A 22,310-nucleotide genomic window follows, 5' to 3' on the forward strand; every position below is an offset into this window, starting at 1 on the left:
TTGCGACTCATTGCCGATACGTCCTTCAAACCCCCGGGACGTCATCGACGGGTAGACCTGCCGTGTTCATTGCCGAACGTGCGGGCCTAGTTCTCTATCTCAACCGTATCGAAATCCGGTGCGTCAGCCACATCCTCTCTGGCCGCCCGCGCCTTGGCTTTGTCAGCCTCTCTGGCTACGTTCGCCTTGGCTTTGGCTGCGTCCCTGGCAGCATCCGCATCAGCCTTGGCTGCATCCCTGGCAGCATCTGCGTCGGCCTTGGCGGCGTCTCTGGCTGCATCCGCGGCGGCCCGGGCAGCGTCTCTGGCTGCATCGGCCTCTGCGCGCGGTACGCCAGCAGCTCTTGCGGCATCCCGTGCTGCATCCGCCTCAGCTCTGGCGGCGTCCCGGGCTGCATCAGCAGCGGCTTTTGCCGCATCCCGGGCTGCGTCTGCATCAGCCTTGGCTGCGTCTCTGGCTACATCAGCGTCATTTCTGGCAACGCCTCTGTCTTCCGCGGCTTCCCGGGCAGCGTCAGCAGCGTCTTCTGCAGCTTCCCTTGCAGCGTCACCAACGTCTTCCGCGGCTTCCCTTGCGACGTCACCAACGTTTTCCGCGGCTTCCCTTGCAGCGTCATCGGCGTCTTCTGCCGCTTCCCTTGCAGCGTCACCGGCATCTTCTGCGGCTTCCCTGGCTGCATCGGCGGCGTTATCCGCGTCGTTGTCATCATCGTTGTCTTGCGCTTTGCCTGGGCCTCTATTTGGGCCTCTATTCCCGGCCATGGCACCATTGTCATCGTCGTTGTCACGCGCATTGCCCGGGCCTCTGTTCCCGGCCATACCACCATGGTCAGCATCGCCGCGACCGTCACCGCCATGGCCTGTTGCACCATGACCGCCACCGCCGTCACCACCATGACCACCGCCTCCGGAGCCTCCACTGCCGGAGCCACCGCCGCCACCGTGACCACCGCCGCCGCTGCCGCCACCACCGTGGCCGCCTCCGCCACCGCCGTCACCACCGTGACCGCCGCCTCCGGAGCCGCCGCCACCGCCGTTACCACCGCCCCCGGAACCGCCGCCACCACCGTGACCACCGCCTCCGGAACCGCCGCCACCGCCGTGACCGCCACCGCCTCCGCCGCTACCACCACCACCGCCGCTGCCACCATCTTTGGCATACACGCTGGAGAAACTACTGATGTAATCGGGCACCAGAACAGTCGATGCCGACAGGACCCCGCCTATTGCCAGAGCCAACAAACATTTCTTGAGCAGCATGATGCACCTCCGCTTGGAGTTGCGTTGTCACCTCCGTATCGAACGCAATGTCCAGTGAGTTCCCGGCCGCCCACTGGAGCGGCCACCCAACCGGCACGGCCATGAATAGGCAGCAGCAACGAGCCACTGCGGTATCCGTACGATCCTTCAGAGCCAGCTGGCATCTTAGCGTGGGAAATATTCCCACACCACTTAGATTAGTACTGTCAGCACAAGTGTCAACGACCGGATATCAGGTCCGCGGCACGCGTTGAGCAATCGGCCAACAGCAGACAGAAGACGCAGCAATGGCAAATGAGTAGCTATGCTTGGTTTGTTGCCTGGCTCTCTTGGCAACATCGTGAAAGGAGGCGTTTGAGATGCAACTCATCACGTTGAAAATCGAAAAACCGGATGAGACGAACTTCATTCTGGGTCAGACGCATTTCATCAAGTCCGTCGAGGACATCCACGAAGCGCTGGTCAATACCGTGCCAGGCATCCAGTTTGGCGTGGCCTTTTGTGAAGCCTCCGGCAAATGCCTGGTGCGATGGTCTGGCACCGATAGCTCAATGATTGAACTTGCACAGAAAAATGCGAAAGCCATCGCAGCAGGCCATAGCTTCATCATTTTCCTGGGCGAAGGTTTCTATCCGCTGAACGTGTTGAACACCATCAAAACGGTTCCAGAGGTATGCCGTATCTTTTGTGCAACAGCCAATCCGACCGAAGTGATTCTCGCCGAGACGCAGCAAGGGCGAGCGATCCTGGGCGTAGTGGATGGCTTTTGTGCCCATGACATCGAAGGCGATGAAGACATTCTGTGGCGCAAGAACTTGTTGCGGCAGATTGGCTACAAGCTGTGAGTGGCAGGGCGCCCCCCCCCAAACACGCTCGACCGGTGCATGATACGCGGCGCGTGACGCCCTGTTTGGGCCGGGACTGCAGGGGATGACCTGATCGGCCTCCTGGTGTAACTAATCAAGTCAAAATGTTTACCTGCAGGGCAGATCCTTATACGATGAAGTCCGCTTCTACTGCTCTCCATCGGGCCTGAGCAATCCGTGGTTATTATGCATGACAAAGCGACTTAACAAATTGTGCTCTATGGTCATGCATAATTTTGCGCGACGAACAAGCAAAAATTGTATACAAGTTCATTCATACAATTAAATAAAATAACATTGAGCACCTGAACGATGAACAACCCTGATTTACAGGCCGAAAGCTCCAAAGCCTTCAGCATAGTTATAGTAAATTACAAAACACCAGAAATTACCAAGATATGCCTGGACTTATTGCACCAGCATTTCGGCAACAACAACGTCCCGGTATGGGTGGTTGACAACTATTCCGCCGATGAGAGCACTGAGTATTTAAGAACGCTTGACTGGATCAATTTGATCGAGCGCTCTATTTCCGAACCAGAAGCGGGCCATATTGCCCATGGCAAGGCACTTGACCTGGTTCTGGAGCGAATTGACACCGATTATTTATTTCTGATGCACACCGATACATTTGTTTTCGACAAGAATGTTTTTTCGATGATGTTGAATAAATGCTTGAAAAACCCGAAGGTCGCGGCCGTCGGTTGTGTCGAGCAAATTAACCGCGGCACCATGAGAACCGCCTGGCGCTTTAGCTCACGACTATTTAAACACCACTTCAGACGCCTGAAAATCTCCATGGGTTTGCGTTCCAGAGAGCCAAAACCGTACAAAGAAGTCTATTTGAAAAGTTTCTGCACCTTGTGGAACTGCAAACTTGTCAAACAGCACAACATGCACTTTTCGATGGATGATCGCGTGCCAGGCTATACCCTCCAGGACCGCATGACCGAACTTGGTTATGTCATTGAAATGTTATCACCGCGTAAAATCTTCAGCTATCTGGATCACATTCAGTCCGGCACTGTTGCTGCGGTTGGCGGCTATGGTGAAACCCATAGGCGAACCAAGATGTACAACAACATCCTCAAGCGTCTGAACAAGGACGACAGGACAGCGTGAGCGGCGAATAGACGCAATGAGCAGGGGCGTTCAACCCTGTGTGAAGTCACCCATACATTTTTATATCAGGTCATTGGAGCGGTAATGGCACCCATCACTCAAGCACTACCTATCACCCTGTCCCCGGAGCTTGATTTCGACCAGAATGCCGCCAGCGCCTTTGGTGCTTCGTTGACCGGCAGCTATGTTCAGGCTACGCCATTTCCGCACATAGTCCTCGACAACTTCTTGCACGAAGACCTGATTGCGAGCATCTGCTCGCACTTCCCGGTCGAGCCAACCAACAATGAAATGCTCTACGAGCGCGGCTATAAAGGTCAACGCAAACGTCAAATCAGCCCCAACGAATGCGACCCCTATTTGAAGACCGTTTTCAACGCCTTCAACTCGGCCCCCATGTTGCAGTTTCTTGAAAAGCTCACTGGCATCGAAGGATTGATACCCGACCCCTACTTTAGCGGTGGCGGCCTGCATGAAACGAAAAGCGGTGGTTTCCTGGGGGTGCACTCGGACTTCAGGCTCAACAAAAAACTTAATGTTGAACGCAGACTGAACATCATCATTTATCTGAATGAAGACTGGCAAGAGGAATACGGCGGCAACCTAGAGCTTTGGGACGTCGGCATGAAGACCTGCCTTAAAAAAGTCCTGCCCATTTACAATCGCTGTGTCATTTTCAACACAGACAAGGACAGCAATCATGGGCACCCGGAGCCTTTAACGACTCCGGAACACATCACCCGCAGGTCTATTGCGCTTTATTACTACACTGCGGGAACCATGGCGATCGATCCGGCACAAAGAAACAAAACCCACTACAAGCCAAGGCCCAAGGATCGTTTAAGCCTGAAGTACTACATTAATAAGCTGATCAAGAAGAAAAACTGACCTGCAAAACGCCCGGGAACAAGGCAAAGGGCCTGAGTCGATGCGGTGAAGCCCATCAATGCTGGAGGCAACCTGACAGGCAACGGCCAGGAATCAGAAAGCGTGGCTAAGCAACAGTCCGGCCTCGCCGTCCGGGCTGGCGTCGGAAAAGCCCTTGACGGCGTACAACTGAAACTTCCATTCCTGATTGAGCTTGTGCGTGAGAAAGAGCGTGAGCTCCTCGATCTCGTCGCCGGTGGAAACGACCTTCTGCCGCCAGTCGTAAGACACGCCCGCCGTGGTGCGCGCAAACACGGGCATGGCAAAGCCCAGGCCGGCGAATATCGGGTTGTCGAAGTCGGAGCCCGACGGGTCGCCGAACTTTTTCCAGCCCAGGGTCGCGAACCCGGTCACACGACCGAAGGCTTTGGCGACATCGACCTGGGCGGAATAGTCGGTTTTGCCGGTGCCCAGGCACTCGTCTTCGTCGGCGGTGGGCAATTTGACCTTGCCGATCAGGTCCACGAACAGCCCGCCAACGCTGCCGTCCAGCACCGCATAGTCGGCACCGGCAACGGTGTCGCCCAGACCGCTTTCCACCTTGCCGCAACCGCCGGGCAGCGGCTCGCCGTCAGGGCCGACCGAAGGATTGGTGATGCGTAGCCAGGGCACGGTGAGCTTGTAGGTCATGGGACCGGTTTCGTATCTGCCCACCAGCGGGACGTACCAGGTTTCGGACATGGTACCGGTGCCATAGTCGCCCCGAGAGTAGTCGGTTCCGATCGAGGTCGTGAAGGTATCGGCCAAGGCCGGCAAGGACAGGCTGGCAAGCCAACCGACGAGCAGGATGCGCTTGGGGTCCATGTTCACCTCGTGTCTGGCGTCATCGAAGTTCACACGCATGTTTTGTTGCGTGACTTACCCAGCCTAGTTACTTATGACGAAAGTGCATCATGGCTGCACTGTTTTAACCCGACCTGCCGGAGTGATCGATTTTTTCAACTGGTTCAACCTTCTCGACTTTTTCTGGCCGATCAACCTTTTCAACCTTCTCGACTTTTTCCGGCCGATCAATTTTTTCGATCTTTTCAGGTCGATCGACTTTCTCCGCACGTTCTACCTTCTCTACTTTCTCTACCCGCTCTACCCTCTCCACATTCTCGCCTTTGCCGGATTGCTCGACCCTTTCGACTCGCTCTGATTTGCCAGACTTGTCCACGTTCACGTTCACGTCCACGCGTTCTATATTGTCGCCACCGCCATGACTGTCACTGCCCCCGTGGCGAGTATCGTCGATGACACTGCCTGCGCTCTCGGAGCGGCCGCTCCTGTCACTGCCCGAGCTCCCGGAGCTCCCACTGCCAGAGTTGCCAGAGTTGCCGGAGCCGCTCGAGTCGCTCGAATTGCCTGAGCCGCTTGAATCGTCGGTGTCTTGCTCATTGCTGCCGAGTCGTCCGTGTCGGTTGTTGGCTGGGGAATCGGAGCCCTCGCGGGGCAATTCGATACGCGTTGCCTGCACCTCCCGCGCGCCGGTGAACACGCCATTGATCCGCACGCGTCGATCCAGCGTCAGCTGCGAAGCCTGCACACCGACAAACACGGTGTCGCGCGCCAGCTTCACATTAAAGCCGCCCACCACCAAATGGCGCTCCTGCCGGACCTGTACCAGGCCCTCGATCACTGCATTGTGTGCCCGACCAATGAAAGGCAGGCTCGGGTCGGGACGGCTTTGGCTCACGTCCAGCTCGCGACCGGACCAGTGGCCGCGCACCAGCATTTCCTGCGCCGGGCCCGAGTGGTTGCTGAGTTTGAGCCCGTGGAGATAGCCGCTGCGATCCACCGGGCCGATGGCACTGGCCTCCTTGAGGCCGAGTGCCCGGTCGATGCGGCTGGCCACCACTTCGCCTCGAGCATCGCGCAACCCACTGACCCGCACGGGATCGCCCGGGCGCAGGTCGGCAGCGACCTGGGCACCCTTGGCCAGGCGTACCGGTTGTCCCATGACGCGCATGGGCATGGAATCGCGCGGCAGGGCTGTCAAAGGGCCTTCGTAGGCGTGCAGGATAGAAATGCGTCCGGCCTCCAGACCGCGCTGGGAGTTGAACGCTTCCACGGCAACCACCTGGCCTATCGCCAGGCGGGTACTGGAGGTGGCAATGCCGTTCTCGCTGACAGGAACGTTTTGGTTGAAGTGCACTTCCACGCCATTGACGCAGATCGAGGCGAACCCGGTGATGGTGCCGACAATGCCGGTACCTCCGATCCCACCGTTATCGTTGCTGATACCCGTACCACCCACGCCGCCTGCAACGGCCCCGGTGCCGCCAATACCGCCCGGGCGTTTTTTCAGTGGCGCGCCGGTACCACCGACTCCACCGTTGTCGGTATCGATGCCGGTACCGCCCATGCCGCCAGGCGCTACGCCCGTGCCGCCGGTGCCTCCCGGTGCCTGGATGACCGGCACTTCGCTGGTGCCCGCGTCATTCTGGCTGACACAGGCCGGAGCGGCTTGCAACACAATCGGAAGCGCGAGGCCCAGAACGAGGGCGACTGCACGAATCAGGCGCAATTTGACGGTCATGGTTCAGGGGCTTTTGGCGAATGGGTATCGGTAGCTTCAGTGTAGAAGTACAAGCCGACCGTGATGCGTTGGCGTGGTTCAAGGCTGGGCAGGTCCCGGAACTCCAGTTCGGCGGCGAGTCGGTTGAAGCTCAACAGGGCCTGCATTCCTTCGCTGGCCACGGCCTGGCGCAACGCCTCGACGCTCATCGGGGTCAGTGCGTCATAGTGGACGCTGCGTTCAAAAAAGGCCGGGGCGTCGCTGCTCAGGTTGTGAACTGCAGCGCAGGCATGATCGTGCAGGTTATGCCCCAGGTAAGCGGTTTTCTCATCGAAGCCCTTTTGTGGCACGAAGGCCTGCGCTTCGAGATGCACGCGTTCTTGCTCGTCAAGGCGCACGACCCCCAGACGCAGCCACTCGTCCAACACCACCCGCGCCCTGATATCGGTACTGACCTTCGCCACCAAGGCGTCGAAGGAACGATCGCCGCCGACACTGGCCAATCGAGGCAACGGCAGTGGCTGGCCGGCGTCGTTGCAAAAGGGCGCCTTGGCCCAGGCGTTGACCAATTGCGCACCGAACGTGATGTTTTCCGGAAGCGTGGAGGCAGCCGGGTCGCCGGTATTGCGCAAGCGCCGTACATCCTTGCGGTGCACGCCGGTGAGCAGGCTGATGCGGCTGTCGGTTGGTGCCTTCTCGCCCAGGCGGAACTCACGGTCCGCCACTTCGACGAAAACCTCCTTGAGCAGGTCGGCAAACACCAGGTAGGTGACGCCTTTGCGCAGCATCAGGCGCACCAGCGGCTGCATGACATGCCGCAAGGCTTTGAGGAGCGAGGTGGGCAGCGTGGACGATTGCATTCAGCGAATTCCTGGATAGATAACCCCAGTATAGCCATGTGGGAAATAATCCCATGAAACCACGCACGTATTTTTGCCACGACTCATGCAAAACCGGTCCCCGGGGTTTTGCATGAATCACAAAACGCCTCAGATCCGGCTGTTGTCGTCGCCGGGTTCGCCGCCGACATGGACACCGCGGTCATCACCTGGCTCACCGCCAACGTGGACACCGTGGTCATCACCCGGCTCACCGCCAACGTGGACGCCGTGGTCATCACCCGGCTCACCGCCAACGTGGACGCCGTGGTCATCACCCGGCTCACCGCCGACGTGATTGCCGTGATCATCCCCCGCTTCAGCATGCGTACCACCGCGACCGGAGTTCGCGCCACCAGAACCGGCATGGCCTGAATTCCCATGGTCGCTGCCGCTGTGACCACTGTTACCACCGTGGCCACTGTTGCCGCCGCTTCCGCTATTGCCACCATGGCCACCGCTCCCACTGTTGCCGCCGTGACCGCCACCGCTACCACCATTGCCGCCACCGCCGCTTCCACCACCACCACCACCACCACCACCACCACCACCACCACCACCACCACCACCACCACCACCACCACCACCATCCTTGGCATAGGCACTGGAGTCATGGGAAATGGAATCTGGTACCAGAACGATGGAAGCCGAAAGGACACCGCCAATTGCCAGCGCCAGCAATCCTCTCTTGAAAAACAGGTAATTGTTCATCGTGCATTCTCCTGGTGATTTACCGCGAACAGTGTCAACGCCATAAGCGTTGCAATCCGGGAGCGGCATGGGAGCAGACTGTCAAACCTACAGCTTCTTCTGAATTCTTTAACGTGGGAATTTTTCCCACACACAGAAGTTAGCCCTTTCTGGCTCAGGGTCAACTCGCGCAGGAGAAAGCCGACCGACGGCCTGTGGACACAGATGGGGATGAGAGGGGGTTGCCCATGCGGGAGTCGCATGGGCGGTGGTACTTTACGTTTTAAACCGCAGGTTTACAGGTATGGAATACAGCCTGTTGATCGCTACCCGGGAACCGAGGATTTTTGCGCGCCAACACCGCCCGCCCTGCCGGCGACTGCCAGTGCCACGCAACAGGCCAGCAACGAGAACGCAGCGAATGCGCCCATCACATGCAGATAAGGCAACACGTGATTCCAGGCTCGAGCCCCCCCCAGGAAAGCGGCGAACAGCCAACCGCTCATGGAAAGCGCACCCAACAAGGCGAGCCGTGAGCGGCCTGCACTGCGCAGTGCGACGAAGGGAGCCTTTTGCAGCAGCGGGAAGCCGATTCGATGCAAAAGTGCGCCGTTGAGGCTTAGCAGCGCGACGACCGTCACCTTGGCCCAGAGCTTCTGATTGAGCAGATACGCGTCACCTTCATCGAGATAACCCTGAAGCACCAGCAACAGCCCACTTGCCCAAAGGGCCAGCAGCGCGAGGCTGACAATCTTCTGGGTCTCATCGAGGTACTCAAGCCTCGCCTGGTCCAGTATTTCCTTGCGCCAACTCCAAAGCTTGTGATCTGCCTGCAACACCCTCCCCAGGGCAATACACGTAGCGAGCAGATGACCGTACACGAGAAGCATCTTGAGCATTGCCTTGACCTTTTTATTGTTTTGGCGCTGCGTTCCCTGCTTCGCTGAATTGAAAACGAATGATACAAATTAGCAATTGCGCTTTCAAGACAAATACTTGCTAACACTCAACGGAACAGACCGCCATACGACTTTCGTCGAATATGGAAGCGACTATCTTTCAAGGAACGGTCTCAAGAGATCGCAGACTTCCCTGTCTAAACGCTTAAACCAGGATCAATCAGGAGAAGACCATGCGCGCACTGACTGTTGCCGCGTTCGTAAGTCTGGACGGCGTCATGCAGGCACCCGGCGGGCCTGAAGAGGATTGCAGTGGCGGATTCCGCTTCGGTGGCTGGATCGTGCCCTACGCTGACAAAACCACCGGCCAGGCCGTCATGGACCTGTTCTCACAGCCATTCGAGCTGCTGCTGGGGCGTCGTACCTACGACATCTTCGCCGCCTATTGGCCGAACATTCAGGCCGACTCAACTCACCACACCATCGCCGACCTGTTCAACGCCGTCCCCAAGCATGTGGCCACCCATTGCGCCGACTCGCTGGCCTGGCACAACAGTCATGCGCTGGAGGGCAATCTGGTCGACGCGATCAACGCGCTTAAACGCCAGGACGGTCCCCGGCTACTGACCCAAGGCAGCGGTGATCTGGTGCGGCAACTACTATCCGCCGGCCTGGTGGACGAGTTGCGGCTGATGATTCATCCCATCCTGCTGGGACGCGGCAAGCGCCTGTTCGACGACAACGCACAAGCGTCGGCCTTCACCCTGGTGAATTCGATCAGCTCACCCGGGGGTGTGCTGATCACCCGCTACACCCGCAGCGGCGAGGTGCGCACAGGTTCGTTCGAAGGCGTGAGGTAGCGATAGCCGGCGTCTCTGTCGCCCAGGTGAAATTAAGCTTGGGCTAAGGTTGGCTCTTTAGTCTTCGACACTTTCGAGTAGTCGAGCATTTCGAAGATGGGTAGTGTCGATACAAGCGCCAAACCACCGTTCAGCATCGTTCTGGTTAATTACAAAACCCATGATTTGACCAGGATCTGCCTGGACCTTTTGCGCGAACCGGTACGAAAAGCCGGAATCCCGGTCTGGGTGGTCGATAACGGTTCGGCGGATGCCAGCGTCGAGTATTTGCGCTCGCTCGACTGGATCAACCTGATCGAACGCGATGCCCCCACCAAAGAACCGGGGCACATCGCCCATGGCAAGGCACTGGACATGGCGCTGGCCAGGGTCAACACCGACTACCTGTTCCTGATGCACACCGACACGTTCGTCTTCGATGCAAACGTATTTGCGATGATGATGGAGCGCTGCACCAAGGATCAAAACGTCATCGCGGTCGGTTGCACGGAGCAACTCAACCGCGGACTGCCAAGGACCGCGTGGCGCTTCACTTCACGCCTGATCAAGCACCACTACCGACGCTTGAAGCAATCGCTGGGCCTGCGATCAAAGGAGCCGAAACCCTACCGGGAAACCTACCTGAAAAGCTTTTGCACGCTATGGAATGGCAGGCTGATCAAGCAGCAGGGTCTGCATTTTCAGATCGATGACCGTGTGCCCGGTTATGAGCTGCAAGACCGCGTGATCGACCTTGGCTACAAAGTCGTGTTTCTTTCGCCCGGCAAAATCTTCAAGTACCTGGACCACGTACAGTCCGGCACTGTCGCCGCTGCGGGCGGATATGGCCAGGATCATCGGCGGACCAAAATGTACCAGGACATTCTCAAGCGCTTCAGTGCAACCAACTCCTCGATGTCTTGAACAAACCCGCACCCACAAAAATTAAGCCCACTGACCGTTGCCGGTGCAGTGGGCTTTTCGCATCAGGCTGATACCGGCTCACTGTTGCAGGATAAAAGTCGCCAGGCTTTTCAGGTCGTCCGGACTCAACTGCGCGAAAGGCGGCATGGGCACATCCCCCCACTTCCCGCTGCCGCCGTGCTGGATGCTGGACATAAGCCGGTCCATTGCCTGCGGGTCCTTGGCATATTTGGCCGCCACATCGCGGTAGGCCGGGCCCACCACTTTGTGGTCGATCGCGTGGCAGGACAGGCAGGCGTTGTTCTGCAGCAAGGCCTTGGCGTCGACTTTTGCATCAGCCACCGCCGGGGCGTTCGAGGCCGCCTGAACATCGGCATCATTGACCTTCGCACTGCCGTAGGTCACTGCCAGGTAAGCGCCGATAACACTCACCTCCCGGTCGCTGATCGGAGCACCGTACACGTGCTGCATCTTGCCCGCTTCGGCGGTCCACTGCGCCAGGCTCATGCCCGGCGGCTGGAAGTTGATGTAATCGGCCGAATGGCAGATAGAACACTTCTGCTGCGCCAATGCGTAGCCAGGCATCGCGCTGGGCTTGAACACAGCCGTTTCAGGCGGCAGCGTAATGGACAGCGGCGTGGCGCCAGCCAGGGTCGCCAGACAAACCTGAGCCGCGCAGAGCAAGGCGGTCATGCATTTCACAAGTTTCATGCGGCCCTCCTCAGGCGACGGTCACGTGGATGGTTTCGACGACGTGGCGACGGTAGCCAGCGGGGTTCCAGTCGGCTTGCAGCGGCTGCGTCTTGCCAGCACTGTTGCTGGCCCGCACCATCAGCTGGGTGGCGCCCTTGCCGGTAAAGGTGATCGGCAGTGTCCACTCACGAAAGGAGAAACGGCCAAGGTCCTGCCCGAGCATGGTTTCACGCCAGGTTTTCCCGCCGTCGATCGACACCTCCACCTTGTTGACCCCAACGCCACCGTCGAACGCGATGCCCTTGAGCACCAGGCTTTTGTTCAACGGCAATACATCGCCGTGTTTAACGCTGGTGATGAAACTGCGCACCGGCAATTTGGAAATCGGCCGGGTTTTCGCCGCCGTGGTGCCGGGGGCAATGCACAAGCAATCGTTATCCGGAACCCGGTATCCCTTGGCCATGAAGAAACCGTCGTAGGTATGATCGACGACTTCGATCTCACTCAGGTGCTTGACCCAGTAGGTACCGAAATAGCCAGGCACCACCAGACGAATCGGGTAGCCGTTGAGAAATGGCAGGTCGGTGCCATTCATCGACCAGGCGATCATCGGCTCACCGTCCATGGCATGGCTGATGTCCAGCGCCTTGATGTACTCCGGCGTGCTCGGCAGCACCGGTTTATCGAGCCCACGGAAGGTCACTTGCACGGCGCCGGCTTTCACACCGGCCTTTTCCAATACCGCCTTGAGCGGCACCCCCACCCACCGCGCATTGCCCATGGAACCATTGCCCAACTGAGCGCCGAACACCCGAGGCATCGAGAAGCCACGGCTATTACCCGAACACTGATTGACGGCCACCACTTCCACCGGTTCGGCGAGGGCCTTGAGCTCGGCAAGGGAAAGCGACAGTGGCGTGTCGACCGAGCCCTTGATCATCAGGCGGTAGCTGTCGGGATCGATGCTGGTCGGAAAATTGGCCAGGTGGTAACGCACGAAAAAGGCGTCATTGGGCGTAATCGGCCCTTCGTTGAAGACGGAGAATGGCGTTTCCAGATGCGGCGGACGCGTGGTCACCAGGGTCAACGGACGTTTTTGCGGGTATTGCACGAGCGGTCGTGGGCCGGCGGCAAAGGTCACTTCTTCGACGTTTTCCTCGGCAGCCCTGGCGAGATTTGCCAACGGCGAGGCCGCCAAAGCCAAAGTGAAAGCATCGCGTAAAACCCGCCGACGGGTCGGCTGGCTGTTGTCTACAAAACTGAACTTCATTCTGCGCTCTCTATGATTGTTTTATTGAGATGCAACTGATCGTTCCCCACCAGGACGCAATGCTTTTATGTAGGAGCGAGCCTGCTCGCGATGGACTAAAGAGCGTCACGTTTAACCAATAAACACTCGTTATCGTTAACGACCATCGCGAGCAGGCTCGCTCCTACAGAATGTTGCGCGCCAGGCGGTGAGATATCAGGCTTACGGTCGATGAACAAGCCAGTATCGTCAGGGCCAAACTGTCCGCTTTTCATTGAGCGTCAGCGACTTGACAATTGATGACAGGAACTCCCGTCAAGGCCGGCGTAGACACTTCGGATTCGAAGCCCTGCCTGTGCCATCACCCACAAAAAGGCTCGTTACGCCATGGTAATCGGGCGGCGGCGATCATGGGATTGATCCAGTCGGTCCGGCTCAACGGGCATGATCCGTATGCTTACCTGAAGTATGTTTTAGCGCGCCTGCCGACGCAGTGGGCGAGTAAGATTACCGAGCTGCTGCCGCATAACTGGCCACCCACCTGACAACGTAAACCGGGATGTTCGGATACTCACGTTGAAACTCCACATGGAAGACTTGGTATGACTCGAATTATTGAAATCCTGATGTACACCTTAAAGCCAGGATCGGGATTGGATTTTCATCGAATAATGCAGAATGTAAGTATTCCGCTTCACCTGGAAGCTGGCATCGATGTCGTTTCTTATGGCGGCTCATTGCATGATTGTGACAGCTATCACCTGATTCGCGCCTATGAAAGCGAGAGCCATCGCTTGGCATCTCAAGATATTTTTTACGCAAGCGCTGCCTGGAAACAGGGCCCGCGAGCAGACATTATCAGTCTCATTGAAGTCAGTACAACGACAGTAATGGCGCTCACTCAAGACGTAATTGATGCCTTCAGAGCGTCCATGGATATGTCGAAAGCCGACGTTCAATCAGCGTGATAGGCCCGTATTCTTCAACGCAGGGATCAGGAAGGTGTGTTAGCCGGACGCTTACGATCATGCCTCCAGAATCATTTTCCAGCCCACAAAAAAACCCACTGACCGTCGCCGGTTCAGTGGGCTTTTTTTGATCCGGTCTCTAATTACAGAGCCATATCACTCGCAGCATTCGCCTTCGGCGCTTTTACTGCAGTATCAACAGTCACAGGCGTCACAGCCGGCGCGATCACCGCGGGTGGCGGAGTCAGTTCCAGCACCTTGGCGGTGTAGGCCCACTCTTGCGCAACCTTCTCAGGGCTGGCGTTCAACTGGGTGCCGTAGCTCGGTACGATCTGGTGCAGCTTTGCCTGCCAGTCAGGGGTCGCGACCTTGTCCTTGAACACTTTCTGCAGCACGGTCAGCATGATCGGCGCGGCGGTCGATGCGCCCGGGGAGGCGCCCAGCAGGCCGGCGATGCTGCCGTCTTGGGAAGCGACGATTTCGGTGCCCAGTTTCAGCACGCCACCGGCGGCTTCGTCACGCTTGATGATCTGCACGCGCTGGCCGGCTTGCCACAGGCGCCAGTCTTCAGCCTTGGCGTTCGGGAAGTATTCCTTCAGGGCGTTGAGGCGGTCTTCGTCAGACAGCATCAACTGGCCTGCAAGGTACTCGACCAGCGGGTATTCCTTGATGCCGACCTTGGTCATTGGCCACACGTTGTGGGTGGTCGTGGTGGTCAGCAGGTCCAGGTACGAACCTTCTTTCAGGAATTTGGTGCTGAAGGTGGCGAACGGGCCAAACAGGATCACGCGCTTACCGTCCAGCACGCGGGTGTCCAGGTGCGGAACCGACATCGGCGGCGCGCCAACGGAGGCTTTGCCGTAGGCCTTGGCCAGGTGTTGCTCGGCGATGGTCGGGTTCTCGGTCACCAGGAACGAGCCGCCTACCGGGAAGCCTGCGTATTCCTTGGCTTCAGGAATGCCGGACTTCTGCAACAGGTGCAGGGCACCGCCGCCGGCGCCGATGAACACGAATTTCGCGTCGGTTTCGGTCTTGCTGCCGTCTTTGAGGTTCTTGTAGCTGACGCGCCAGCTGCCGTCTTCGTTCCTGGTGATGTCCTGCACTTCGCTGGACAGCTTCAAGTCGAACTTCGGCGTGGTTTGCAGGTGCGCAACGAACTGGCGGGTGATTTCGCCGAAGTTCACATCGGTGCCGAGCGGGCTCCAGGTGGCCGCGATTTTCTGGCTCGGGTCACGCCCTTCCATCATCAGCGGCACCCACTGCTTGATCACAGCCGGGTCTTCGGAGTACTGCATGCCGGCGAACAGCGGGCTTGCTTGCAGGGCTTCGTAGCGCTTTTTCAGGAACTTGATGTTGTCATCGCCCCACACGAAGCTCATGTGCGGGGTGGAGTTGATGAACGAACGCGGGTTCTTCAGCACGCCTTGCTGAACCTGCCAGGCCCAGAACTGACGGGAGATCTGGAACGCTTCGTTGATTTCAACGGCCTTCGGGATCGACACCTTGCCGCTCTCGTCTTCCGGGGTGTAGTTCAGCTCGGCCAGGGCGGAGTGACCAGTACCGGCGTTGTTCCAGCCGTTGGAGCTTTCCTGGGCGACGCCGTCGAGGCGCTCGATCATTTGCATCGAAGTACCGGGTTCCAGCTCATTGAGCCACACACCCAGGGTCGCGCTCATGATGCCGCCGCCGATCAGCAGCACATCGACTTTCTTGGCCTCTTGCGCGTGGACGGCAGACATCCCCATGGACAAAGCCAGCCCCAGCAGGGCCGTGTTCACTTTCTTAAACATCTGTAGCACCTATGATAAAACGCCATCCGCCCTTCCATCCTCACGCGCACAGCCCCGTGTTTCACGGCAGTCACGGGTGCGGCACTCAAGGATTACAGGGTGGGCACACAAGGCCGATGAACCGCATCGACCCCAGTTTAATGTCCCTTCTGAACTGACTTTTTATCTTTATTGGCTTCAGCTACTTGAGCGACAGTGATTCGGTCGGCACGTCTCAAAGACATGCAAACTGAATAGGTCAAACCAAGTTGGCGCGAAGAATATCACGACAAGGCTTACCCGCGCGTCTGTTCCCGACCGGTTAGTCCGGGCGCGGGCGATCGGCCTTCTATACTCATCCTGTTTTTCTCCATGAGTGTGTGAGGAACAGCCATGAGCGACAAAGACGATCTGCGCAAGTACTCCTCTCAAGTGATCGACGGCGTGGAGGCCGCACCGGCACGCGCCATGTTGCGGGCCGTGGGCTTCACCGATGCAGACTTCACCAAGCCGCAGATCGGCATCGCCTCGACCTGGGCCATGGTCACCCCATGCAACATGCACATCGACAAACTGGCGCTCGAAGCCGAAAAAGGCGCGAACGCCGCCGGGGCCAAGGGCGTGATCTTCAACACCATCACCATTTCCGACGGCATCGCCAACGGCACCGAAGGCATGAAGTATTCCCTGGTGTCCCGCGAGGTGATCGCCGACTCCATTGAAGTGGTCACCGGTTGCGAGGGGTTCGACGGCCTGGTGACCATCGGCGGCTGTGACAAGAACATGCCGGGGTGCCTGATCGGCATGGCACGGCTCAATCGCCCGTCGATTTTTGTCTATGGCGGCACCATCCAGCCGGGCGCCGGCCACACCGACATCATTTCCGTGTTCGAGGCCGTGGGCCAGCACGCGCGGGGCGATATCAGCGAGATTCAGGTCAAGCAGATCGAGGAAGTGGCGATTCCCGGCCCCGGTTCCTGTGGCGGCATGTACACCGCCAACACCATGGCCTCGGCCATTGAAGCACTGGGCATGAGCCTGCCCGGTTCCAGCTCCCAGGACGCCATTGGCGGCGATAAGGCCTCGGACAGCTTTCGCGCCGGCCAGCAGGTGATGGAGCTGCTCAAGCTCGACCTCAAGCCTCGCGACATCATGACCCGCAAAGCCTTCGAGAACGCCATCCGCGTGGTAATCGCCCTCGCCGGCTCGACCAATGCCGTGCTGCATCTGCTGGCCATGGCCAACGCAGTGGATGTCGAGCTGACCCTGGATGACTTCGTCGAGCTGGGCAAGGTTTCCCCGGTGGTCGCCGACCTGCGCCCCAGCGGTCAATACATGATGAGCGAGCTGGTGGCCATCGGCGGCATTCAACCGCTGATGAAGCGCATGCTCGATGCCGGCATGCTGCACGGCGATGTGCTGACCGTCACCGGCCAGACCCTGGCGGACAACCTGGCCAGCGTGCCCGACTACCCGGCCGGCCAGGACGTGATCCGGCCTTTCGACCAGCCGATCAAAAAGGACTCCCACCTGGTCATTCTGCGCGGCAACCTCTCGCCCACCGGCGCCGTGGCCAAGATCACCGGCAAGGAGGGTCTGCGCTTCGAAGGCACGGCCCGGGTCTATCACGGCGAGGAAGGTGCGCTGGCCGGCATCCTCAATGGCGAAGTGCAGCCCGGCGAGGTGATCGTGATCCGCTACGAAGGACCCAAGGGCGGCCCGGGCATGCGCGAAATGCTGTCGCCGACGTCGGCGGTCATGGGCAAGGGCCTCGGCAAGGAGGTGGCGCTGATCACCGACGGGCGTTTTTCCGGCGGCTCCCACGGTTTCGTGGTCGGTCACATCACGCCGGAGGCCTTTGAGGGCGGGCCGATTGCGCTGGTGGAGGATGGCGACAGGATCATTATTGATGCTGAAACTCGGCAGATCACGGTGGATGTCACCGATGCCGTGCTGGCCGAGCGCAAGTCGCGCTGGGTGCGGCCGGAATCGAAATACAAGCGCGGGGTGCTGGCCAAGTATGCGAAGACAGTTTCCAGTGCTTCGGAGGGGGCTGTGACGGATAAGTACCTGTAAGGTTTGAGTCTGGCGCTGTTTGGTCTAATGCCATCGCGAGCAGGCTCGCACACAGTTGATCTCCATATGCCGAAGATCCCCTGGGAGCGAGCCTGCTCGCGAAGGCGGCCTGTCAGGCAACCTCTACCTCAAAGCCTGAACCGATCACCTTGCAGTCGTCACCGATTGCTTTTGCGCCATACCGCGCAAAGACACCAGCAACAGACTGACAAACGCACCGGCAACCGCGATGCCCATGTCCTTTTGCGAATCCCACGGGTCATTTTGCGCGCCGACGAAGGCGTTCGCCGTGTCTTTGCCCAAGAAGGCTCCACCGATCCATTCCACCAGTTCGTACACCGCGGATGTCGACAGCATGATGTTCAGGGTCACGAAAAACAGCCAGAACCCGCGCAGCGGCGTCAGGCGCCACAGGACTTCGCGCACCGGATAAGCCAGCAGCAGCCCGTAGCTCAGATGCACCAACCGGTCGTAGTGATTGCGGTGAGTACCTGCCGCCCGGTCAAAACTGAAGCCCAACCACGCCGAAGACCAGTGATCGTATGGCACCAGGGAATAGGTGTAATGGGCGCCCAGTTCGTGCACGCACAGAAACGCAAACACCAACGTGATGGACATCGCCGACAAGCGGAAACGACGTGATACCGCCACCAAAGTCCCCACCAGCAACAACACCAGCAGGTTTTCCAGCGCCCAGTCCACCCGACTGCGGGGAGAAAAACCCGACGCCACGACAATCAGCACAAACACCAGGAGCAGCATCAGGTCGTGCCGTAAACGCGGGTCAGGCTGCATGGTGCAATACCTCGAAGTCAGGGCATCGCCCTTTTAACTTCGAGGCAAGGGTGTCAGGCAAGTTCGCTTTTTTCCTTCAGCTCATGATAGGTTGTACGATGACTGACGAATGTTTATCCAGTCATCGCTCTATCCCTACAACAACAAGGAAACACCCATGAAAAAAGCAAACGTGCTGATTGGTTTTCTGTGCCTGTTCAGCGGCTACGTCGCCGCCACCCCGGCTGCCGCGGACAAAGACGTGGCCCAGGCGGTCGACCACCTGACCCAGGCCATGCTGCACAAAGACATCCCGGAACTGAACGCCTTGACCGCCGAGAACCTGACCTACGGGCATTCCAGCGGCAAGATCCAGGACAAGCAAGCCTTCATCGCCGACATCGAAACCGGCAAAAGCGCGTTCAAGACCCTTGAGATGCAAAACCAGACCATTACCGTCTCCGGCGATGTCGCGCTGGTCCGTCACCACTTCTCGGCGCAAGCGCTCAAAGGCACTGAAGTGGTGCCGACGGAAATCGAAAACTTCCAGATCTGGCAAAAGCAGGACGGTAAATGGCTGTTGGTAGGACGGCAGGCGTTCAAGTTCTGATGAGTTCGTAAGCCACCAACATAACCTGTAGGAGCGAGCCTGCTCGCGATGGACGTAAATGCACCGCGTTTATTCAGGTAACACGCGTAATCGTTAGCAACCATCGCGAGCAGGCTCGCTCCTACAGGGGTTTTCGGGTGAATCAACTACCTTTCCACTCCCTGGGACTGAGCCCGGTCTTGCGCCGAAACGCCCGGGCCAGCGCCGAGGGGCTTTCGTAGCCGACCTCCTCGGCAATCAGCGCAATCGGTCGGCCCTCGCGCAAGCGTTTCTGTGCCAGGCTGATGCGCCAGCTCACCAGGTAATCCACCGGCGTCTGCCCGACTACCCGGCGAAAGTGCTCGGCGAAACTGGCTCGCGACATGTTGGCGGCGACCGAGAGTTCGGCCACGCTCCAGGCCTTGGCCGGGGTTTGATGCATCAGGCTCAGGGGGCGCGCCAGGCGCGCATCGGCGAGGCCGGCCATCATGCCCGGCTGCTGGCCTGTGGTACTCAAGATGTGCCGCAACAACAGAATCACCAGCAACTCGAACAGGCGATCCATCACCGCTTCGCGCCCGCACGTACCGTCGAACGCCTCGTTGAACAGCCATTCCAGGGTCCCGGCCAGGGTCGGGATTTCATCGAGTTTGAGCACCAGGTAATCCGGCAGCGCCGCCGCCAGGGCATTGCCTGCACCGCCGTCGAAATCCAGGGTCGCGCAGACCAGTTGCGTGCCGGACGCTTCAGACGCGAACAGACGATGTCGATAGGGCCGGGGGAAAAAGATCAGGGTCGGCTCGGTCAGTTGCAGGTCCGGCTGATCGCCCATCTTGAGCAGCAACTCGCCCGCCTGAAGCAAGTGCAGATGACCGCTGGCCTGTTGGCCATCGAAGGCGGAGGTGCCGCAAAACGTACCGCTATGGAAAGTGCCGGCATTGACGCCAAAGTGTGTGAGCAAGGTGGACAAGCGATCCATGACAAGGCTCCCGAAGGCAGTTCTGGACGATGTGTCGCATATCCTCGACGATTTGCACCCAACAAGCCAGCCACTCTCCCTAACATCAGCTCCGTACCCAGCGCATACCGCGCTTCACACCACGGAGTATCACCATGACCCGCATTGCCCCGATCAGCCTGGAACACGCCACCGACGCCACCCGCCCGCTGCTGGAAGCCGTGCAGAAAAAAGTCGGTTTTGTGCCCAATACCTTCAAAGTCCTGGCTCACGCCCCAGCGGTGCTGGCCGCGTACCTGCAAAACTCGGCAGCGTTGGGCAAAACGTCCCTGAGCGCCACGGAAAAAGAAGCGGTGTCCCTCGCCACCTCGCAGGTCAACGGCTGCGACTACTGCCTGGCGGCTCATACGTTGTTCGCCGGCAAGGCCGGATTGTCGAAGCAGGACATCCTCAGCGCACGACACGGCGAGCTCAACGCCATTGCCGCCCTCGCCCGCCAAGTTACCGAAAGCCGTGGTCACCTGACCGTCGAGCAGCTCGCCGCTGCCCGTGCCGCCGGCATCGATGACGGCAAGATCATCGAAGTGATCGCCCACGTGGCCTCGCAGACATTGACCAACTACCTGAACAACACAGCGCTGACCGACATCGACTTCCCGGCCATCTAGCGTAAATCCAGTCTGAAAAAACCTGTAGGAGCGAGCCTGCTCGCGATAGCGTTGAGTCAGACACCTATGATGTCGTCTGACACTCCGCCATCGCGAGCAGGCTCGCTCCTACAGATATTCACTCCGCTGCCATGTATTCGCAGGCCTCAATCATCCTCATGCAACTTGATGCCGCGTTTATGCAGCACATGAGGCACCACCAGCACCAGCAGCGTCAGAGCGAGGAAGAACGCCGAGATCGGTTGCGTGAGGAACACCGTCCAGTCGCCCTGGCTGATGGACAAGGCATTGCGCAGTTGTTTCTCGGCCATCGGCCCCAGCAGCATGCCGACGATCACCGGGGCGACGGGGAAGTCGAAACGGCGCATCAGCACCCCGCCCCAGCCAATGGCCAACATCAGGATCAGGTCGAAAGATGAGTGGCGCATGCCATACACGCCGATGGTGGCGAACACGAGGATGCCGGCATTCAGGTACGGCCGGGGGATTTGCAGCAGTTTGACCCACAAACCCACCAGCGGCAGGTTCAACACCAGCAGAATCGCGTTGCCGATGTACAGCGAGGCCACCAGCGTCCAGACAAGCTCCGAGGAGGTTTCGAACAGCATCGGCCCGGGTTGCAGGTTGTAGTTCTGGAACGCCGCCAACAAGATCGCCGCGGTGGCGGACGTCGGGATGCCCAGGGTCAGCAACGGCACCAGGGACCCGGTCGCGCTGGCGTTGTTGGCCGCTTCCGGGCCGGCGACGCCTTCGATGGCGCCCTCGCCCTTGTTGGCGGAAAACTCCTTGGGGTACTTGCTGAGTTTGCGTTCGGTGGAATAGGACAGGAAGGTCGGAATCTCGGCGCCACCGGCCGGAATCGAACCAAACGGAAAGCCGATCAGCGTGCCGCGCAACCAGGCGGGGACCGAGCGTTTCCAGTCGGCGCGGGTCATCCACAACGAGGTCAGGCGGTGCCGTCCTTCGTTTGATTCCTTTTGATAGAGCAGGCTGTACAAGGCCTCGCCCACCGCGAACAAACCAACCGCCACCAGCACCACCTCGATACCATCCACCAGTTCCGGCACGCCGAGGGTGTAGCGGGCAATGCCCGAGGTCGAGTCCAGGCCGATCAAACCGATGGTCAACCCGACGCCCAGCGAGGCAAACCCGCGCAGCATCGAAGCGCCAAGCACCGCCGACACGGTGGTGAACGACAGCACCAGGATTGCGAAGTATTCGGTCGGGCCGAAATTCAGGGCCAGCCTGGCCACGATGGGCGCAAACAGCGTGAGCAAAATCGTGGCAATGGTGCCGGCGACGAACGAGCCGATCGCCGCCGTCGCCAGCGCAGGTCCCGCTCGGCCGTTGCGCGCCATCAGGTTGCCCTCCAGGGCCGTGACCATGGAGGATGATTCACCGGGCGTGTTGAGCAGGATCGAGGTGGTGGAGCCACCGAACTGCGCACCGTAATAGATACCGGCGAACATGATCAGCGCGCCAGTGGGGTCGACCTTGGCGGTGATCGGCAACAGCAGGGCCACCGTCAGTGCCGGACCGATCCCCGGCAGCACGCCGATGGCGGTGCCAAGCAGGCAGCCGATGAACCCCCACATCAGATTGATCGGCGTCAGCGCCGAGGAAAAACCCATCGCCAGGCTTGAAAGAATGTCCACGGTGTCG

At 59.1% G+C, this 22,310-nt stretch carries 21 protein-coding genes and 1 pseudogene; 10 read left to right on the forward strand and 12 right to left on the reverse strand.

Annotated elements, in window-relative coordinates; genetic code table 11:
* Nucleotides 1-86: 86 nt before the first annotated feature.
* A complete protein-coding gene (locus tag ACM6J5_RS01780) occupies nt 87-1,259 on the reverse strand; it encodes a hypothetical protein (RefSeq protein ID WP_414927679.1) in 1,173 nt (390 codons plus the stop codon).
* Nucleotides 1,260-1,618: 359 nt separating this feature from the next.
* On the opposite strand from ACM6J5_RS01780, the gene ACM6J5_RS01785 reads away from it, so the two are divergent.
* From ACM6J5_RS01785 to ACM6J5_RS01795, 3 genes are all read left to right on the forward strand, one after another.
* On the forward strand, nt 1,619-2,104 hold the full coding sequence (locus ACM6J5_RS01785) for an adenosine-specific kinase (protein WP_095941740.1): 486 nt from the start codon (nt 1,619-1,621) through the stop codon (nt 2,102-2,104).
* Nucleotides 2,105-2,437: 333 nt separating this feature from the next.
* The gene (locus ACM6J5_RS01790; protein ID WP_414927680.1) at nt 2,438-3,247 is read left to right on the forward strand and encodes a glycosyltransferase; all 810 of its coding nucleotides are present in this window, start codon (nt 2,438-2,440) and stop codon (nt 3,245-3,247) included.
* Between the two features lie 84 nt (nt 3,248-3,331).
* Nucleotides 3,332-4,135: a 2OG-Fe(II) oxygenase gene (locus ACM6J5_RS01795; RefSeq protein ID WP_095941738.1), complete on the forward strand. Its 804-nt coding sequence runs from the start codon at nt 3,332-3,334 to the stop codon at nt 4,133-4,135.
* Between the two features lie 93 nt (nt 4,136-4,228).
* Here ACM6J5_RS01795 and ACM6J5_RS01800 read toward each other — a convergent pair whose 3' ends face one another.
* The 5 genes from ACM6J5_RS01800 to ACM6J5_RS01820 all read right to left on the reverse strand — a co-directional run bounded on the left by ACM6J5_RS01800 (nt 4,229) and on the right by ACM6J5_RS01820 (nt 9,141).
* Nucleotides 4,229-4,978, reverse strand: coding sequence for a hypothetical protein (locus ACM6J5_RS01800; RefSeq protein WP_095941920.1), 750 nt, complete (start codon nt 4,976-4,978; stop codon nt 4,229-4,231).
* Nucleotides 4,979-5,081: 103 nt separating this feature from the next.
* On the reverse strand, nt 5,082-6,695 hold the full coding sequence (locus ACM6J5_RS01805) for a DUF5666 domain-containing protein (protein WP_414927681.1): 1,614 nt from the start codon (nt 6,693-6,695) through the stop codon (nt 5,082-5,084).
* Nucleotides 6,692-7,534, reverse strand: a complete 843-nt coding sequence (locus ACM6J5_RS01810; RefSeq protein WP_150673829.1) for a DUF6502 family protein — start codon at nt 7,532-7,534, stop codon at nt 6,692-6,694. The genes ACM6J5_RS01805 and ACM6J5_RS01810 overlap by 4 nt, the downstream gene beginning before the upstream one ends.
* Before the next feature lie 129 nt (nt 7,535-7,663).
* Complete coding sequence (locus ACM6J5_RS01815; protein ID WP_414927682.1) at nt 7,664-8,263, reverse strand: hypothetical protein; 600 nt, start codon at nt 8,261-8,263, stop codon at nt 7,664-7,666.
* Between the two features lie 305 nt (nt 8,264-8,568).
* Nucleotides 8,569-9,141, reverse strand: a complete 573-nt coding sequence (locus ACM6J5_RS01820; protein WP_414927683.1) for a hypothetical protein — start codon at nt 9,139-9,141, stop codon at nt 8,569-8,571.
* 233 nt (nt 9,142-9,374) lie between these two features.
* Between ACM6J5_RS01820 and ACM6J5_RS01825 the strand changes: the two genes are divergently transcribed.
* Together ACM6J5_RS01825 and ACM6J5_RS01830 are read left to right on the forward strand one after the other, a co-directional pair.
* The gene (locus ACM6J5_RS01825) at nt 9,375-10,001 is read left to right on the forward strand and encodes a dihydrofolate reductase family protein (RefSeq protein WP_414927684.1); all 627 of its coding nucleotides are present in this window, start codon (nt 9,375-9,377) and stop codon (nt 9,999-10,001) included.
* A gap of 96 nt (nt 10,002-10,097) precedes the next feature.
* Nucleotides 10,098-10,904 (forward strand): glycosyltransferase family 2 protein, encoded by an 807-nt coding sequence (locus ACM6J5_RS01830; RefSeq protein ID WP_414927685.1) that lies wholly within the window; start codon nt 10,098-10,100, stop codon nt 10,902-10,904.
* A 78-nt stretch (nt 10,905-10,982) separates the two neighbouring features.
* Here ACM6J5_RS01830 and ACM6J5_RS01835 read toward each other — a convergent pair whose 3' ends face one another.
* Both ACM6J5_RS01835 and ACM6J5_RS01840 read right to left on the reverse strand, forming a co-directional pair.
* Nucleotides 10,983-11,615, reverse strand: a complete 633-nt coding sequence (locus tag ACM6J5_RS01835) for a c-type cytochrome (RefSeq protein WP_414927686.1) — start codon at nt 11,613-11,615, stop codon at nt 10,983-10,985.
* Between the two features lie 10 nt (nt 11,616-11,625).
* Nucleotides 11,626-12,867: a molybdopterin-dependent oxidoreductase gene (locus ACM6J5_RS01840; protein ID WP_414927687.1), complete on the reverse strand. Its 1,242-nt coding sequence runs from the start codon at nt 12,865-12,867 to the stop codon at nt 11,626-11,628.
* A 353-nt stretch (nt 12,868-13,220) separates the two neighbouring features.
* Between ACM6J5_RS01840 and ACM6J5_RS01845 the strand changes: the two are divergent.
* Together ACM6J5_RS01845 and ACM6J5_RS01850 are read left to right on the forward strand one after the other, a co-directional pair.
* A pseudogene (locus ACM6J5_RS01845) lies at nt 13,221-13,391 on the forward strand (transposase domain-containing protein); the annotation flags it as partial.
* A gap of 57 nt (nt 13,392-13,448) precedes the next feature.
* Nucleotides 13,449-13,814 (forward strand): NIPSNAP family protein, encoded by a 366-nt coding sequence (locus ACM6J5_RS01850; RefSeq protein WP_095941706.1) that lies wholly within the window; start codon nt 13,449-13,451, stop codon nt 13,812-13,814.
* A gap of 143 nt (nt 13,815-13,957) precedes the next feature.
* On the opposite strand, the gene mqo is transcribed toward ACM6J5_RS01850, so the two are convergent.
* Entirely contained in the window at nt 13,958-15,604 is a 1,647-nt protein-coding gene (gene mqo, locus ACM6J5_RS01855; RefSeq protein WP_150673851.1) for a malate dehydrogenase (quinone), read from the reverse strand.
* 372 nt (nt 15,605-15,976) lie between these two features.
* Between mqo and ilvD the strand changes: the two genes are divergently transcribed.
* On the forward strand, nt 15,977-17,659 hold the full coding sequence (gene ilvD / locus ACM6J5_RS01860; protein ID WP_414927688.1) for a dihydroxy-acid dehydratase: 1,683 nt from the start codon (nt 15,977-15,979) through the stop codon (nt 17,657-17,659).
* A gap of 144 nt (nt 17,660-17,803) precedes the next feature.
* Here the strand turns inward: ilvD and ACM6J5_RS01865 are convergent, their stop codons facing one another.
* Nucleotides 17,804-18,454: a DUF2238 domain-containing protein gene (locus ACM6J5_RS01865; protein ID WP_095941703.1), complete on the reverse strand. Its 651-nt coding sequence runs from the start codon at nt 18,452-18,454 to the stop codon at nt 17,804-17,806.
* 157 nt (nt 18,455-18,611) lie between these two features.
* Here ACM6J5_RS01865 and ACM6J5_RS01870 point away from each other — a divergent pair, with 157 nt between their 5' ends.
* Nucleotides 18,612-19,043 (forward strand): nuclear transport factor 2 family protein, encoded by a 432-nt coding sequence (locus ACM6J5_RS01870; RefSeq protein ID WP_414927689.1) that lies wholly within the window; start codon nt 18,612-18,614, stop codon nt 19,041-19,043.
* A 142-nt stretch (nt 19,044-19,185) separates the two neighbouring features.
* Here the strand turns inward: ACM6J5_RS01870 and ACM6J5_RS01875 are convergent, their stop codons facing one another.
* Nucleotides 19,186-20,001, reverse strand: a complete 816-nt coding sequence (locus ACM6J5_RS01875; protein ID WP_150673854.1) for an AraC family transcriptional regulator — start codon at nt 19,999-20,001, stop codon at nt 19,186-19,188.
* A gap of 134 nt (nt 20,002-20,135) precedes the next feature.
* Here ACM6J5_RS01875 and ACM6J5_RS01880 point away from each other — a divergent pair, with 134 nt between their 5' ends.
* Nucleotides 20,136-20,648 (forward strand): carboxymuconolactone decarboxylase family protein, encoded by a 513-nt coding sequence (locus ACM6J5_RS01880; RefSeq protein ID WP_095941700.1) that lies wholly within the window; start codon nt 20,136-20,138, stop codon nt 20,646-20,648.
* 146 nt (nt 20,649-20,794) lie between these two features.
* Here the strand turns inward: ACM6J5_RS01880 and ACM6J5_RS01885 are convergent, their stop codons facing one another.
* On the reverse strand, nt 20,795-22,303 hold the full coding sequence (locus ACM6J5_RS01885) for a tripartite tricarboxylate transporter permease (protein WP_095941699.1): 1,509 nt from the start codon (nt 22,301-22,303) through the stop codon (nt 20,795-20,797).
* Between the last annotated feature and the right edge of the window lie 7 nt (nt 22,304-22,310).

The organism is Pseudomonas sp. IT-P74 (genome assembly GCF_949768175.1).
Classification (GTDB): Bacteria; Pseudomonadota; Gammaproteobacteria; order Pseudomonadales; family Pseudomonadaceae; genus Aquipseudomonas.